The following is a 14872-nucleotide window of genomic DNA, read 5'->3' on the forward strand; positions in this document are numbered from 1 at the left end:
CCAGGGACGCTGTTATTTACGACTAAAACTGTCTTTCGTTATCTTTATTTCATAGGCGTAGCGGCTGGCGGGATAGATCATCTCTACATATTCCATCGGTTTTCGGTTGACGGAGAGCGTGACTCTGCTGCAGGTCAGGATCACATCATTAACGGAGAGTTCCAGCAGGGAGGCTTCTGCAGCAGATGGTTGGCGAGCGCCGATAGTTTCATAGGCCTCTAACAGCTCCAGCCCCATTTTTTGGGCCAGCAGTTTATATAGCGAACCGGCCTCCAGCAGCTCTTCCTGGGTGAAGGCATGGGCTTCATCAACAGGAAGCCACGCCGTCTGTATCCCCATTGGGGTGGTGTTATCGAAACGAAGGCGCTTAATACGCAGCACCGGACGATTACCCGACAATTGTAAGGCATGGCGCAGCATTTCATTTGCCGGGACGAAGCCGAACTCCAGAATTTGCTGCCGGGGTACGCCGTTACGGGCAAGAATATCGTCAGTGAAACCATGCAGTTGACGCTGCGAGCGGCGACTGAGCTCAGGAAGGACAAAGGTCCCCCGACCGTGTTCGCTGTGTAAATAACCCTTCTGACGCAGGTGTTCAATGGCTTTTCGAACGGTTGTTCTGCTGGTCTTATAGCGTTCGGCCAGTTCTCGTTCTGTGGGAATGGTAGCATTTTCAGCCCATTCACCGGCGTCTATTTTGTTTTTGATGAGCGTAAACAGATCCAAATATTTGAGGGAATGCGGCTCATTATTTTGACTGGAATTAACATCAGACATGTTCTACCTGTAAATGGTTGGTACCAGTGAGGTGTTAATTTTAAAGGTTTTTAGATGTTGATGCAATAAAGCCAGGAGTTAACGTAACACTTACTTCAGTTGTACAGCCGTTTCCAGGGTTTCTCGCTGCTATCAATACCAGCGTTCAGTAAGGCAACAAATAAAAGGACTTTGAAATGAAAAAAATATTTCCAGTGACATCAGCGTTATTATTTTGTCTATTAACATCACAGGTCTGGGCCGAGCAACCTCATGGCTTTATTGATTACCGACATGAATATCTGGATAAAAAAAGAACCCACGCCGATCGCGTAGAATTGGGGACCTTCTTCAGCAATGGTATTGGGCTAATGGCGGAATTACGTTACAACACCCAGGAAGGTAATCAGGATAAATGGGATCCTTCGCAATTTAATAATAATGGCTCGGGATTGTCGATCGTCTATCGTTTCAAACCCCTTGAAGATACACGTTTCTGGCTTGAACCGATGTTCTGGTTGGATTCCACGGATTACTGGACGACGTATGAGTATGGTTTATCTGCTGGGTATAACTTCAGCAATGTCTGGCGTGTATCGGGTCGTTTCCGTTATGACATGGATAAAGCAACCAGCAAGTCAAAGAGCTATGGGAATAACGATCGTAATAACCGCCGTTACGATGTGTGGATAGATTACCGCCCTGATAAGACTAATTTTCAGTATCAGATCAATCTTGTTTATTACAATAACGGCTATATCACCTGGGACGGCGGTAACGAGAACTATACCGCATCATTTAAGGTTAGTTATAAATTTGGATCCTGGGTTCCCTATATCAGTATTGCGGATTATCGGGGCACAGATAAATACTCTGATGAACGTCAGGGACGTTATCGTATGGGTTTAACATATACATTTTAAATAACTATTTATCAAAGGAAGGATTATGTCCAGAATGTATGGCTATATAGCTGCTCTGTCTTTGCTGAATTATATTCCGCTATCCATTGCCGCAGTGACAACAATCGAATCTGATTCTTATGATATCGTCGCCAGCATCATTAAAGATAAAGATACTCGTTATCAGCCGGAGAATGTATTGCTGGTTTTTGATATCGATAATACGGTGCTGACGAGTCAGCTCGAGGTAGGAGGTGATATATGGTACCAATGGCAGGCGGGTAAGTTGCCGTTAAAACCGGGGCCGGAGGAAAAGGTCCCCTGCCTGTATGAAAACGCCATTGCGCTCCTCTACAGTGTCGGGAGCATGACGCTCACCGAACCACATTTAAATGACTACATGAGTAAATGGCAGGAGAAGCACAGTGTTGTTGCCCTTACTTCGCGCGCACCGGATACCCGTAATGCGACGGAGCGTGAGCTGCGTAAAAATGGCGTCAACTTCAGCGCGTCGCCGCTTGCTGCGCTCAATGAGTCATCAATGCCTGTTTATCAGGGGCGATTAAAGCGTTCGTATAATTATAACAATGGGATCATGTTTTCGTCCGGAATGGACAAGGGGGTAATGCTGGACTTTATGTTAGACAAAACGAAGCGTAAATTTGATTCAATAGTGTTTGTTGATGATGGTATTGCCAATATCCAGGCAATGAAAACCATGCTTGAGAGTGAAAAATATCGCAACGTGGATACCGTTCTGGTGCACTACACGAAAGTTGAATCCGATCTGATTAAGCAGCAAGGGCAGGTATTAACGCCCGGTGAGGCGAAGAGAATGACCCAGAACTGGAAAAAATTGTTGAAAACGCTGGATGAAATTTTCCCCAATCGTGTAATAAGTTGCGACGTTGAGAAAAGTAAAGCGTAAGCATCATGCAGTCATTAACATTAACAGCCAGTTTCTGGCTGTTAATGTTTTAGCGAACCTCACTATTAACCCTCTTTCGGTAAATACAAACTGATCTGTTCCTGCTTACAGCCATAAATGGCGGCCAGTTTCTCACGGGTGCGTTTTTGCGGGCGGGAGTCAACGGCTTCCAGCTGCGACACGGCGGACTGGCTGATGCCGAGTTTGTCGGCGACCTCCTGCTGGGATAAGCCGCGATGAATGCGCCAGGCCGCCTGCAGGCTGACGTCCTGCCAGGTCATGATGCTGCACACCTCTCCGGGTAATTCAACGTCATCGTATATATCGTGCTCAATCTCTATATCTTCCAGATCGTCGTCTGTTTCGTCGTCGATTTCTGCCATCTGGAAACACATCCAAAGATATTCGTCATAAGGGATCACGGCGTACTGCGCGTTCCCTTCATCGTCCTTAATGATCTGAACAGCCATAGGGCACATCCTCCTCGTGCAGGTAGGTCGTTGTTGTTCTGCGTTTGACGGCTAAAACAATACATTCTTGATGGTGATTATCCTGAAGGCTAATGAAGATTCGATAATCACCTACTCGCAGACGGAAACGGTTCTCAGAAGCCGATATTTTCTTGATATCGGGTTGGGGAGCCGAGCGGTCATTCAGTTGGGCAAGTTTTGCTTCTATTCGCTGCCGATACCGGCTGTCGATTTTAGCGAGTGCCTTCTTTGCAGTCCGTGACCAAAAAATCACCATCCGTACCTCCACTGTACGCCCACACAAAATATAAGGAAATAATAAGACTATTAGATAAATTCCGAATTACTTATGGGCTACTGTAGGGCGGTGGGCAGGGCGAAAAAAGGGGCAGATAACGGTTCGTCGAAGCGGGTCGAAAACGCCTCTGCCATAGAACAGAGGCTTACATCAGAACTGCGAGCGGGCGTCAGGCGTTCAGCCCGCCGTCCACGTCCAGACCGGTACCGGAGATCTGCCCGGCGGCGGGGCTGGCGAGAAAGGTTACCGCAGCGGCGACATCGTCCGGCTGACCGTAGTGCCCGAGCGCAATAAGCTGACGCTGGGAGGCGGCCTGCTCGCCGTCTTCCGGGTTCATGTCACTGTTGGTCGGGCCGGGGTGGACCAGGTTAACGGTGATCTCGCGCGGGCCGAGGTCGCGCGCCAGCCCTCGGGTCAGCGAGTTGAGCGCCGATTTGGTCATGGAGTAGACGGCAATACCCGGCTGGGCCACGCGGTTAGCCAGACAACTGCCGATGTTGATGATCCGCCCGCCGTCGGACATATGGACCAGCGCCTCCTGAATGGCGATCACCACCCCGCGAATGTTGACGTTGATAAGGGCATCAATATCCGCCAGGGTCATGGATTCCAGCGGGCCGCCGCGGGCGATCCCGGCGTTGTTCACCAGAATATCCAGCCCGCCAAGGCTGCGCGCCGCCTGGGTGACGGCGTCCTGAATCGCCTGGGCGCTGGCGCTGTCCGCCTGGATCGCCTCGGCGTGCCGTCCCAGCCCACGGATTTCATCCGCGACGGCCTGGGCTTTATCGGCGGATTTTTCATAGGTGATAACCACATCGGCACCGGCCCGGGCCAGCGACAGCGCAATGGCACGGCCTAACCCACGGCTGGCACCGGTAACCAGCGCCTTCTTACCTGTTAAATCGATCTGCATGATGACCTCAACTCAAGTGATGAGAACCATCATTAGGTATAGAGGGCGTTTGCCCGACGTCAATGCGCCGGGTGGCTGAGGTTTTCGACTTTTTCAAACGCCGCGCGCAGAACCTCAGGCGACAGGGCGATCGGCAGGGCGTGGATCGACTCCACCGGGCGCAGGGTATGGGCGATCACCCGGTCCAGCTCCTCGCGGTTGTGGATGTCTATCTCCAGCTCGCGCAGGGTGGTGGGCAGGTTAAAGCGCTGGTACGCCGCCGCCAGTTCGCGCAGCACGTCGTCCTGACCAAGCAGGGCGCTCTGCACCAGAATGCCGTACGCCACCTTGGTGCCGTGGAGGAATGGCGCGGTCTGCGGGAGTACCGTTAAGCCGTTATGCACCGCATGCGCCGCCGCCACGCGGGTAAAGCGCTCGCCGAGCCCGCCGACCATCCCGCCGCCCGCGATAATGGCGTCTACCACGTCATGAAACTCCCGGGTCACTTCGCGGCGGGTCTGATCGGCCAGCGCCTGCTCACTGTGTTCGAGCAGCACGTCGCGGATCGCCAGCGCCCCGTTAATGCCAAGTCTTACCGTCAGCGGCAGGTGTTCGGGCTCAGGTGCCAGCACCACCGCTTCATACCATTTCGCCAGGGTATCGCCGATCCCGGCCAGCAGATACTCCGCCGGGGCGTTGAGGACGATCTCGGGTTCGACCAGCACCAGGTAGTTGGCATCGTTAAAGATCTCAAAATGCAGCGCCTGCCCGGCATCGTTGTACCACACCGACAGCGGGGTCCATGCCGCGCAGGTGGCGGCGATGGTCGGAATAGCCACCAGCGGCAGACCCAGACGACGGGCCACCGCTTTGGCGGTATCCAGCAGCGCGCCGCCGCCGACGCCAATCACCACGCTGCGGTCGTCCCCCGCGGCCTGCGCCAGGTCATTCACATCGCGCTCGCTGCAGTGGCCTTTAAACAACAGCTGCTTTGCCTCCGGGGCGTTAAAGCTCTCCGGCAGGAACGGGCGGGCACCGGCAATGGCGCGTTCACCGTAGATCCACACCGCCCGGGAGAGTTGCACCGGGGTGAAAAAATCGTCCAGCCGGGCCAGGGCGCCGCGGTGGGAGTAGTAGTTTGCCGGGCCGGGAACGACGCGGATGTCAGTGTTGCTCATGATGTTGTCCTTTTTGCGAAGCGCTAACCTGATGTTATGTCTGGACATCCGGATGGCTAATACTTTTTTGCTTTATCTTATGCTTTTTCCGTCGTTGCCAGCCAGACAAGGCTGTGAAAAATTCTATAAATCAAACGATTAATTACAGGATAGCAGCGGATGACAACCAGTCGCCTCGAGATGCGTGGCATCAGCCTGGCTTTTTCTGGCTTTCAGGCGTTGTCGCGCGTTGATTTCACGTTGACGGGCGGATCGGTGCACGCGCTCACGGGCGCGAACGGCGCCGGGAAGTCCACGCTGATGGCGGTGTTGTGCGGTACGCACGGGCGCTACGAGGGCGAGATCAGCATTAACAATCAGCCCGTCGCCATTCGCGAGCCGGTGGATGCCAAACTGCTGGGCATCCATCTGGTGCAGCAGGAGGTGGACGTGGCGCTGATCCCCGGCCTCAGCATTGCCGAAAACATCATGCTCGACCATCTGGCGCAGCCGGGGCACCGCTTCCGCTGGGGCACGATGCGCGAGCAGGCCCGCCAGGCGCTGGCGCAGCTGGACGTTACCCTCGACGTGCGGCGCTCCATCGACAGCTGCACCCTGGCGGAAAAACAGCAGATTTTGCTGGCGCGGGCGCTCTCCCATCACTGCCGCTTTTTAATTCTGGATGAACCTACCGCGCCGCTGGACGCCCACGAAAGCGAGCGGCTGTTCGCCGTGGTGCGCCGACTGCAGCAGCAGGGGATCGGGGTGGTGTTTATCTCCCACCGCATTCACGAACTGAAGGCGATCTGCGACACCTTAACGGTGCTGCGCGACGGCAAGCTGATTGAGTCCGGCCCGATGGCGGAGCTCAGCGGGGAAGCGATTGTCGAAAAGATGCTCGGCCATGAGCTGAGCGATATCTACCCGCCAGCGCGACCGCCGCACAGCCAGGAGACGCTGCTCCGCGTAGAGGGGCTGCACGACGAAGGGCTGCTGAAGGATATCTCCCTGCACCTGCGCAAGGGCGAGATTCTGGGGATCGCCGGGCTGGCAGGGGCCGGGAAAACCGAGCTCTGCAAGGCGCTGTTTGGTGCCAGCAAAAGCCAGGTGGCGAAGGGCGAGCTGAACCATCAGGCGTGGAAGCCGCGCGATCCGGCGGATTCCGTCCTGCGCGGGCTGGCGCTGGTGCCGGAAGAGCGGCGCAAAGAGGGCATTTTTATCGATGAGCCGGTGAGCATGAACCTGGCAGTGTCAGCGGATAACACCTTTTCGCGCTGGAGCCTGTTTGGTCATCGCCAGGCGTGGCGCTGGGCGGAAGAGGTGATTGCCCGGGTGGGCGTGCGTGCCCGCGGGCCGGGGCAGGTGCTGCGCCGTCTGTCGGGGGGCAACCAGCAAAAGGTGGCGATCGGCAAATGGCTGCGCGGCAACGCTCAGGTGCTGATCTTTGACGAGCCCACCAAAGGGGTGGATGTGAAGGCCAAAACCGATCTGTTCCAGCTTATTGACGGCCTGGCGCGGGAAGGCAAAGGGGTGATTTACGCCTCGGGGGAGTTTGCCGAACTGGTGGGCCTGTGCGACCGCATCTGCGTGTTGTGGGACGGGCGCATCGTGGCGGAAGTCGAGGGGGCAAACGCCCGCGAAGAGACATTACTTTATTATTCAACCGGAGGAACGGCGTCGTGAGCAAGGCCCTTTCAGTGACGGCGGCGGCGTCTGGCCGTCAGCAAATTTTCGATTTTCTCTACAAATGGGGCATGTTGCTGACGGTGGTCGCGCTGGTGGCCATTTTCGGCGTGGCGTCAGAGAACTTCCTCGATCCCAACAACATCATCAACATTCTGCGCTCCATCGCCATCGTGACGGTGATTGCCGTCGGGGTCTCCATCTCCCTGACCATCGGCGGGTTCGACCTTTCCGTGGGCTCGACGGCGTCGCTGGCGAATGCGCTGGTGATCTCGCTCTTTGTCTGGCACGGGTTTGGTACCACCGAATCCATTCTGATCACCCTCGCGCTCTGTACCCTGGTGGGGCTGTTTAACGCCTTTTTGATCGTCATCCTGCGCATTCCCGACATGCTTGCGACCCTTGCCAGCCTGTTTGTGATCCAGGGCGTGGCGATGACCTACAGCTACGGCGGGTCGATCACCGAAAATATGGTGCTGCCGAGCGGCGATATGGCGGAAGGGACCATTCCGGCGGCGTTTGGCGCGCTGGGCCAGGTGCCGACCATCGTCATCATTATGCTGGCGGTGACGCTGCTGGCGCAGCTGGGGCTGTCGCTGACCACTCATGGCCGCCGGATGTACGCCATTGGCGGCAACCCGGAAGCGGCGCGTCTGTCCGGCATTCGCACCACCCGTTACAAAGTGGCGGCCTACGTGATTGCCTCGCTGCTGGCGGGCCTGGGCGGCATTCTGCTGGCCTCGCGCATTGGCTCCTCGCAGGTGAACGCGGGCGGGGGCTACCTGATGGATGCGGTGGCGGCGGCGTGGATCGGCTTTTCGCTGGCGGGTTCCGGCAAACCGAATGCGCTGGGGACCCTGGTGGGGGCGGTGATCCTCGGCGTGCTCTCGAACGGGCTGGTGATGCTCTCGGTGCCCTATTACGCGATGGACATTATAAAAGGGCTGGTGCTTGCAGTGGCACTGGCGATTACGTACGTACAAAAACGCTAACAACACAACGGGATAACAGAATGAAAAAAGTTGCACTCTCTTTGCTGACGCTGGGATTACTGAGTTCACTGCCGGGCTATGCGGCAACGCCTGCGCCGGTTCCGGCGGCCATTGCTAACCACGACGGGCAGATCCGCATCGCGGTTATCCGTAACCTCGGCTCTGACGACAACACCACCCAGTTTGTGGCCGGTGCGATCCAGGAAGGTAAAAAGCTCGGCTTTAAGGTCAGCACCTTTTTAAGCAACGGCGACGATGCCAAATTCCAGGACTTCGTTAACCAGGCGATCAGCCAGAAATATGACGGAATTATTCTCTCCCAGGGCCGCGATCCGTACTCCACCGCGCTGGTGAAAAAGGCGGTGGATGCCGGGATCAAGGTGGCGGTGTTTGATACCGCGGTAAACGGTGAGATCCCGGGCGTGACCGTTACCCAGCAGGATGACGCCTCCCTGACCAACCTCTCGTTCGGCCAGCTGGTGAAAGATTTCAACGGCAAGGCCAATATCATCAAGCTGTGGGTCGCTGGCTTCCCGCCGATGGAGCGCCGTCAGACCGCCTATCAGGAGCTGCTGAAGCAGAACCCGGGCATCAAAGAGCTGGAGTCCATCGGCGCGGTCTCCTCCGACGTGCAGGGTGACACCGCTAACAAGGTGGGCGCGGTGCTGGCGAAATACCCGAAAGGCAAGATCGACGCCATCTGGGGTACCTGGGATGCCTTCAGCCAGGGCGCGTATAAGGCGCTGAAAGAGAACGGCCGCACTGAGATCAAACTCTACAGCATCGACATCTCTAACCAGGATCTGCAGCTGATGCGCGAAGCGGGCAGCCCGTGGGTGGTGAGTGTGGCGGTGGATCCGAAGCTGATTGGCGCCACCAATGTGCGTCTGATCGCCAACAAAATTGCCGGGGAAGCGACGCCTGCCACCTATGACTTCAAAGCCGCGGCCATTCCGCAGGCGCTGCTGTCGGCCCAGCCGGGTGCGGTGAACGTGGCGTCTCTGGGCAAGATCATTCCAGGCTGGGGCCAGACCGAAGACTTTATCGCCCCGTGGTTCGCAACATTGGAAGCGAAGGCAAAATAGTGCCCGGTGGCGCTTCGCTTACCGGGCCTACGGTTTTGTAGGCCGGGTAAGGCGCAGCCGCCACCCGGCAACAGGAGATTGCGTGACCGCATTACCCACCCCCGAATACAGCCGTAATATGCGCTTAATCGGCCACAGTGATCAGGGCGGACGCCCGGACGGCGTGCAGCTGATGGTGCATCGCGGCTTCGCGTATATTGGCCATATGGTGTCCCAGGGCTTTTCCATTGTGGACGTCCGTGACCCGAAAAACCCGAAGGCGGCAGGCTTTGTTCCCGCGCCGCCCGGCACCTGGAACGTGCATCTCCAGGCCCACGACGATCTGCTGCTGGTGATCAACGCCCGGGATCTGTTTGCCGATGCCCGCTTTGCGGATGAAAAGGTCTACTACACCCGCCAGGTGGGAGAGACGGTCAGCGATGTGCAGGACAAAGGCTGGAGCGCCGGGCTGCGCGTCTTTGATATCTCCACCCCGGATAAGCCACGGGAGATCGGTTTTCTGTCGCTGAGTGGTATTGGCATCCACCGCATCTGGTACGTGGGCGGACGCTGGGCCTACGTCTCGGCGCTGATTGACGGCTTTACCGACTATATCTTCCTGACCATCGATCTGGCGGATCCGCGCAAGCCGCAGGTTGCCGGGCGCTGGTGGCTGCCGGGAATGAACCAGGCGGCAGGGGAAACCCCGGACTGGCCGGAAGGCAAACGCTACGCGCTGCACCACGCCATTATCGCGGGCGATACCGCCTACGGCAGCTGGCGCGACGGCGGCCTGACGCTGCTGGATGTGAAAGATCGTAGTCAGCCGAAGCTGATCAGCCATCGCAACTGGAGCCCGCCGTTTGGCGGCGGTACCCATACCGCGCTGCCGCTGCCGGATCGCGACTTGTTAGTGGTGCTGGACGAAGCGGTGCTCGACAATCAGGAGGACGGCGAGAAGCTGATCTGGCTGTTTGATATTCGCGAGCCGTCGAACCCGGTCAGCATTGCCACCTTCCCGCAGCCAGCGGAGCGGGATTATGTGGCGAAAGGGGCGCACTTCGGGCCGCACAATTTGCACGAGAACCGGCCCGGGAGCTTTGTCAGCTCGACGCTGATTTTCGCCACGTATCAGAACGCCGGGGTGCGCGCGTATGACATCTCCGATCCGTATCGTCCGGTGGAAACCGGCGCGCTGGTGCCCGCCGCGCCGGAGAAGATGATGGATACGCGGCCCAACCGTCCGCAGGTGATCCAGTCCTGTGACGTATTTGTCGATGCGCAGGGGATTATTTACAGCACGGATTACAACGGCGGGTTGTCGGTGATTGAGTATTTAGGGTGAAGGAAAATCGTAGGCCCGGTAAGCGTTAGCGCCACCGGGCAAACAGACCGCACCTAACTGTACTGACGCACCCGCGCCAGCAGATCGTCCACGCTGTCGATGCGATCGGCAATCACAATCAGAGCCTTGCCCAGGGTAATGGCGTGGCGCAGGCATTCGTGGCGCATCTCGTCATCACGGATGGTGTCGATATCCGCCACGTGCGACAGGCCCACGCTGCGGCGGATCAGTTCGGTGCCGCAGAAGCCAATGGCGTCATGCCAGACCTTTTTCAGAAACGCGCTGGCATAGCCCGGCACGCTGAGCGCCGCATCGCGGGATTTTTCTGCGGCCAGAGCCTGGAAACGTTCTGCGAAGGTGGTCCACAGCTGCTGAATATCAATCAGACGCTGTTCACGTCCGGCGGCGCGTCGCGGATGCCCAGATGCCCCGGCAGGCCGCAGAAGTTCAGCAGCAGGTTGCCGATGGCCGTGCCGATATCAAACCCAATCGGGCCGAAATAACCAAACTCCGCATCAATGGCCTTCAGGCTGCCCTCAGCGACAAAAATCGAGCCGCTGTGGATGTCGCCATGCAGCAGCGCTTCGGCCTGGGAGAAGAAGCGGTGCTTCAGGGCGGCTACGGCAATTTTCAGCTGATCGTCGTTGCGCAGGGCGGCGACGTCGCTCTCCAGCGCCGCCGGGTAGTTATTACGCTCGTGGATCTGGTACGGATCGTTGAAGAACAGATCTTCGGTGATCTCGCACATTTCCGGGTTGATGAACTGCGCCACCTGCGCTTTTTTGGCGTGCGGGTGCAGGTAGAAATCGCTGGTGTGGAACAGGGTGTGGGCGAGATATTCACCCAGCTGGCGCGCCGCCTGCGGGTAGTAAACGTTGTTGATAAGCTCGCCGCGCCAGATCTTATGACTGGAAAGATCTTCCATCACCATCACCGCCAGCTCCGGGTCGAAGTGGTGGATTTTCACCGTATGCTGCGGGCTGTGCTGATAGTGTTCCACCAGGGTTTGCGCTTCGAGACGGGCGCGGTCCAGCGTCAGCGGCCAGGATTCACCCACGCAGCGCACGTAGGGCAGGGCCTGCTTAACGATGATGCGGCTGACGCCCTGGTTATCGAAAATTTTAAACACCAGATTGAGGTTACCGTCGCCTACCTCCTGCGCCTCCACCAGCGAGGAGGGATCATCGAGGCCTCCAAACTGTTGGGCATACGCCACGGCGTCCTGAGCGGTAAAGGTATGGTATTGCGACATTGCCTGTTCCTCATCTGTTCCGGTAATAAAGACATTTAGACGTCTATACATCTGAATTTTATCCTGACACAATGTGCTACAACAACGCAACAGAGAATTAACGACATGCAGAGATTACAGACGACCAGCCTGCGGGTGACGGAAAATCAGCTATTTATTCTCGACCAACAGGCGCTTCCGCAGGAGAAACGCTGGCTGGATGCGACAACGGTAGAGGCGCTGGTGGGGCATATTCACGCCCTGCGCGTGCGGGGCGCGCCGCTGATTGGGCTGTCTGCCAGCCTGTTGTTGGCCCTGCTGGCGGAGAACGGCCACAGCCGGGATGAACTGGCGGCGGCGCTGGAGACTCTGCGCGCCTCACGCCCGACGGCGGTGAACCTGATGAACAACCTCGACCGCATGAAGCAGGCGCTGTGGCAGGAGGATTTTGTCCCGGCGCTGGTGGCGGAGGCGCTGCGCCTGATCGACGAAGATAAGCAGCTCTGCGACGCCATTGCCGCGCGGGCAGCGAGCTGGTGAAACCGGGCAGCCGTCTGCTGACCCACTGCAACACCGGCGGGCTGGCGACCGCGGGCGTGGGCACGGCGCTGGGGGTGATTGCCCTTGCGCATCAGCAGGGCAACGTCAGCAACGTCTGGGTGGATGAAACCCGTCCGCTGCTGCAGGGTGGCAGGCTGACGGCCTGGGAGCTCGGCGAGCTGGGCGTGCCGTACAGGCTAATCACCGATTCGATGGCGGCCAGCCTGATGGCCAAAGGGCAGGTAGATGCGGTGTGGGTGGGGGCAGATCGCATTGCCGCCAACGGCGATGTGGCGAATAAAATCGGCACCTATTCGCTGGCGGTGTTGGCGAAATTCCACGGCATTCCGTTTTATGTTGCTGCTCCGCAAACGACGCTCGATCCGAACTGCCCGAACGGGGAGGCGATCCCTATTGAACAGCGTGATGCCCGGGAAGTGACCGGCGTGGCGGGGAGCTTCGGGGCGGTGCAGTGGGCACCGGTTGATGCAGAGGTGTATAACCCGGCGTTTGACGTTACGCCTGCGGCGCTGATCAGCGGCTGGGTGCTGGATAGCGGAGTGGTGTGGCCTGAGGATGTGGCGGGCGGGGTGTTTGGGGGGGAGTGCGGTCTGAGCCCCTCACCCTAACCCTCTCCCCATAGGGGAGAGGGGACTGCACGGAGCCGTTTTTTCTCCCTCGCCCCTATGGGGAGAGGGCCGGGGTGAGGGGAAAAACGTTATGGCAACCTTGGATACGCATCCGCAATCGCGTCGCCCGTAAACTGCGCCACCCAGCCTTCGGGGTTATCGAAGATGCGAATGGCGGTAAAGTTCGGCTCGGAACCCATATCAAACCAGTGCGGTGTCCCGGCGGGAACGGAGATCAGGTCGTTTTTCTCGCATAAAACTTGATAAACCTGGTCGTCAATGTGAAGGCAGAACAGCCCGGCACCTTCCACAAAGAAACGCACTTCATCTTCGCCGTGGGTGTGTTCATTAAGAAACTTCGCACGCAGGGCCTCTTTTTGCGGGTTATCCGCACGCAGGCTGATCACGTCCCAGCTCTGATAGCCCTTTTCCGCCACCAGCTTGTCGATGGCGTGCTGGTAAGCATTAATCACCGCCTCTGGCGCCGGATCGCGGCCTAAGTCACGGTCGGCTTCCCAGCGCTCAAAGCGGACGCCACGGGCGTTAAGCTGTTGTGCGATGGCGTCGGCATCAGTGCTGTGCCACTGCGGCTGTCTGGCTTCTTTGTCGGAAAAAATGGTCAATGCGCTCATGAAGGGATCTGCTCCGGATTGATGTCGTCAAATTGATGCACCTGATGATGGTGGCTGGCACCGTCATCATCGCCGCGAATCAGCTGCAGGGTACGAAAGCCGGCCTGTTCAGCGGCGTCCAGCTCCTGATGAATATCCGACAGGAACAGGATCTGCGAGGGCGCGACGTTAATCTGGGCCGCAATGTTCTGATAAGACTGCACCTCGCGCTTGGCACCCACGTGGGTGTCAAAGTAGCCGCTGAATAGATGAGTAATATCACCTTCGTCGCTGTAGCCAAATAACAGTTTCTGCGCCGCCACGGAGCCGGAGGAATAAACATAGAGATCAATACCCTGCGCTTTCCATTTTTCAAGGGAAGGCAGAACGTCCGGATAGAGATGGCCGGTGAAGTCGCCGTTGAGGTAGCCCTCCTGCCAGATGATCCCCTGCAGCGCTTTCAGCGCCGTGGATTTGCGATCTTCGTCCATAAACGCAAACAGGGTGTCAATCAGTTCGCGGGTGCTGGCCTGCGGCGCGGCAATCTCTTCACGCAGGTTGTCCAGAATGGTGTTGACCGGCTCGGCATACTGCTGCGCATTAACAAACGCGGCCAGCCGCTCGCGCGCGTAGGGGAACAGGACATTATGGACAAAACGAATATCGCTGGTGGTGCCTTCAATATCCGTCACAATCGCGCGAATCATACTCTCTCCAGTTGTCGTAAACGCATCTCGCACTCGAACAGGAATTCGAGGCCTTCAAGATGACGCCGGGCTTCTGCCACGTCGCGTCCCCAGCAGGTTAAGCCATGACCGCGCAGAAGAAAACCATAATTCAGCGGGCGCTCCCGGGCGTAATGGGCGATACGCGACGCCAGCGCGTCGATATCCTGGTCGTTATCAAAGAGGGCTACCGGGACGGTATCCAGATGCGTGGTCTGTCCGCTGAGCGATTTTTGCATCTCAAAGCCGCTAATGTGTAGTTCAGGCCCTGTGACCAGTCGTGACAGCACCGTCGCGTTGACCGTGTGAACGTGCAGCACCGCGTTTGCGTCCGGGAAGAGGCGATAGACCAGAGTATGCAGACCGGTTTCGGCGGAGGGCTTTCGCCCGGAGGGGGCGCGGTTGGTGGCAATTTCAACCTGCAGGAAATCAGCGGTTGTCAGGCTGCCTTTGTCTTTACCGGATTCGCTGAGCCAGCACCAGGTGTCGTCCTGGCGTATGGACATATTGCCGCCGGTGGCGGGGGCCCAGCCTTTTGCGCCGATCCAGTGGCAGGCTTCGACCAGGGCGGTGAGTTGCAGGTTGTCTGTCATCTTCCTTCTTACCTCTTCGGCCAGGAATATCATTATGGTTTAGACGTCTAAGCGTC

The 14872-nt window shown here is 57.6% G+C and carries 14 protein-coding genes and 2 pseudogenes; 7 read left to right on the forward strand and 9 right to left on the reverse strand.

Translation table 11 applies throughout. From position 1 onward, the window contains the following. Window positions 1-12: 12 nt before the first annotated feature. Window positions 13-777, reverse strand: coding sequence for a GntR family transcriptional regulator (locus tag K5I40_RS13680; protein ID WP_223074905.1), 765 nt, complete (start codon window positions 775-777; stop codon window positions 13-15). A 176-nt stretch (window positions 778-953) separates the two neighbouring features. Between K5I40_RS13680 and K5I40_RS13685 the strand changes: the two genes are divergently transcribed. Together K5I40_RS13685 and K5I40_RS13690 are read left to right on the forward strand one after the other, a co-directional pair. After that, the gene (locus tag K5I40_RS13685; protein WP_223074904.1) at window positions 954-1679 is read left to right on the forward strand and encodes an oligogalacturonate-specific porin KdgM family protein; all 726 of its coding nucleotides are present in this window, start codon (window positions 954-956) and stop codon (window positions 1677-1679) included. A 25-nt stretch (window positions 1680-1704) separates the two neighbouring features. Further along, window positions 1705-2586: a DUF2608 domain-containing protein gene (locus K5I40_RS13690; RefSeq protein ID WP_251929721.1), complete on the forward strand. Its 882-nt coding sequence runs from the start codon at window positions 1705-1707 to the stop codon at window positions 2584-2586. 65 nt (window positions 2587-2651) lie between these two features. On the opposite strand, the gene K5I40_RS13695 is transcribed toward K5I40_RS13690, so the two are convergent. The 4 genes from K5I40_RS13695 to K5I40_RS13710 form a co-directional block, all read right to left on the reverse strand. Then, window positions 2652-3056: a helix-turn-helix domain-containing protein gene (locus K5I40_RS13695; protein WP_223074903.1), complete on the reverse strand. Its 405-nt coding sequence runs from the start codon at window positions 3054-3056 to the stop codon at window positions 2652-2654. Next, entirely contained in the window at window positions 3037-3333 is a 297-nt protein-coding gene (locus K5I40_RS13700) for a type II toxin-antitoxin system RelE/ParE family toxin (protein ID WP_223074902.1), read from the reverse strand. Before K5I40_RS13700 ends, K5I40_RS13695 begins: the two co-directional genes overlap by 20 nt. 190 nt (window positions 3334-3523) lie before the next feature. Further along, entirely contained in the window at window positions 3524-4267 is a 744-nt protein-coding gene (locus tag K5I40_RS13705) for an SDR family NAD(P)-dependent oxidoreductase (RefSeq protein ID WP_223074901.1), read from the reverse strand. A 59-nt stretch (window positions 4268-4326) separates the two neighbouring features. Continuing rightward, a complete protein-coding gene (locus tag K5I40_RS13710) occupies window positions 4327-5424 on the reverse strand; it encodes an oxidoreductase (protein ID WP_223074900.1) in 1098 nt (365 codons plus the stop codon). A 159-nt stretch (window positions 5425-5583) separates the two neighbouring features. On the opposite strand from K5I40_RS13710, the gene K5I40_RS13715 reads away from it, so the two are divergent. From K5I40_RS13715 to K5I40_RS13730, 4 genes are all read left to right on the forward strand, one after another. Continuing rightward, window positions 5584-7086 (forward strand): sugar ABC transporter ATP-binding protein, encoded by a 1503-nt coding sequence (locus K5I40_RS13715; RefSeq protein ID WP_223074899.1) that lies wholly within the window; start codon window positions 5584-5586, stop codon window positions 7084-7086. Continuing rightward, complete coding sequence (locus K5I40_RS13720; RefSeq protein ID WP_039031390.1) at window positions 7083-8078, forward strand: ABC transporter permease; 996 nt, start codon at window positions 7083-7085, stop codon at window positions 8076-8078. The genes K5I40_RS13715 and K5I40_RS13720 overlap by 4 nt, the downstream gene beginning before the upstream one ends. Window positions 8079-8098: 20 nt before the next feature. Then, window positions 8099-9163, forward strand: a complete 1065-nt coding sequence (locus tag K5I40_RS13725) for a sugar ABC transporter substrate-binding protein (RefSeq protein ID WP_039031389.1) — start codon at window positions 8099-8101, stop codon at window positions 9161-9163. 82 nt (window positions 9164-9245) lie between these two features. Then, window positions 9246-10487, forward strand: a complete 1242-nt coding sequence (locus K5I40_RS13730; RefSeq protein WP_223074898.1) for an LVIVD repeat-containing protein — start codon at window positions 9246-9248, stop codon at window positions 10485-10487. 53 nt (window positions 10488-10540) lie between these two features. Here the strand turns inward: K5I40_RS13730 and mtnK are convergent. Next, window positions 10541-11739: pseudogene (gene mtnK, locus K5I40_RS13735) on the reverse strand (S-methyl-5-thioribose kinase). Between the two features lie 105 nt (window positions 11740-11844). On the opposite strand from mtnK, the pseudogene mtnA reads away from it, so the two are divergent. After that, a pseudogene (gene mtnA, locus K5I40_RS13740) lies at window positions 11845-12887 on the forward strand (S-methyl-5-thioribose-1-phosphate isomerase). Window positions 12888-12976: 89 nt separating this feature from the next. Here mtnA and K5I40_RS13745 read toward each other — a convergent pair. Genes K5I40_RS13745 through K5I40_RS13755 form a run of 3 tightly spaced genes read right to left on the reverse strand, consistent with a single transcriptional unit; the run spans window position 12977 to window position 14816 of the window. Continuing rightward, window positions 12977-13519 (reverse strand): acireductone dioxygenase, encoded by a 543-nt coding sequence (locus tag K5I40_RS13745; protein WP_039031385.1) that lies wholly within the window; start codon window positions 13517-13519, stop codon window positions 12977-12979. Then, entirely contained in the window at window positions 13516-14205 is a 690-nt protein-coding gene (gene mtnC, locus K5I40_RS13750; protein WP_039031384.1) for an acireductone synthase, read from the reverse strand. The genes K5I40_RS13745 and mtnC overlap by 4 nt, the downstream gene beginning before the upstream one ends. Then, complete coding sequence (locus K5I40_RS13755) at window positions 14202-14816, reverse strand: methylthioribulose 1-phosphate dehydratase (protein WP_139564542.1); 615 nt, start codon at window positions 14814-14816, stop codon at window positions 14202-14204. Before K5I40_RS13755 ends, mtnC begins: the two co-directional genes overlap by 4 nt. Between the last annotated feature and the right edge of the window lie 56 nt (window positions 14817-14872).

It is taken from the genome of Leclercia sp. LTM14, from assembly GCF_023736175.1.
Classification (GTDB): domain Bacteria; phylum Pseudomonadota; class Gammaproteobacteria; order Enterobacterales; family Enterobacteriaceae; genus Enterobacter; species Enterobacter barmai.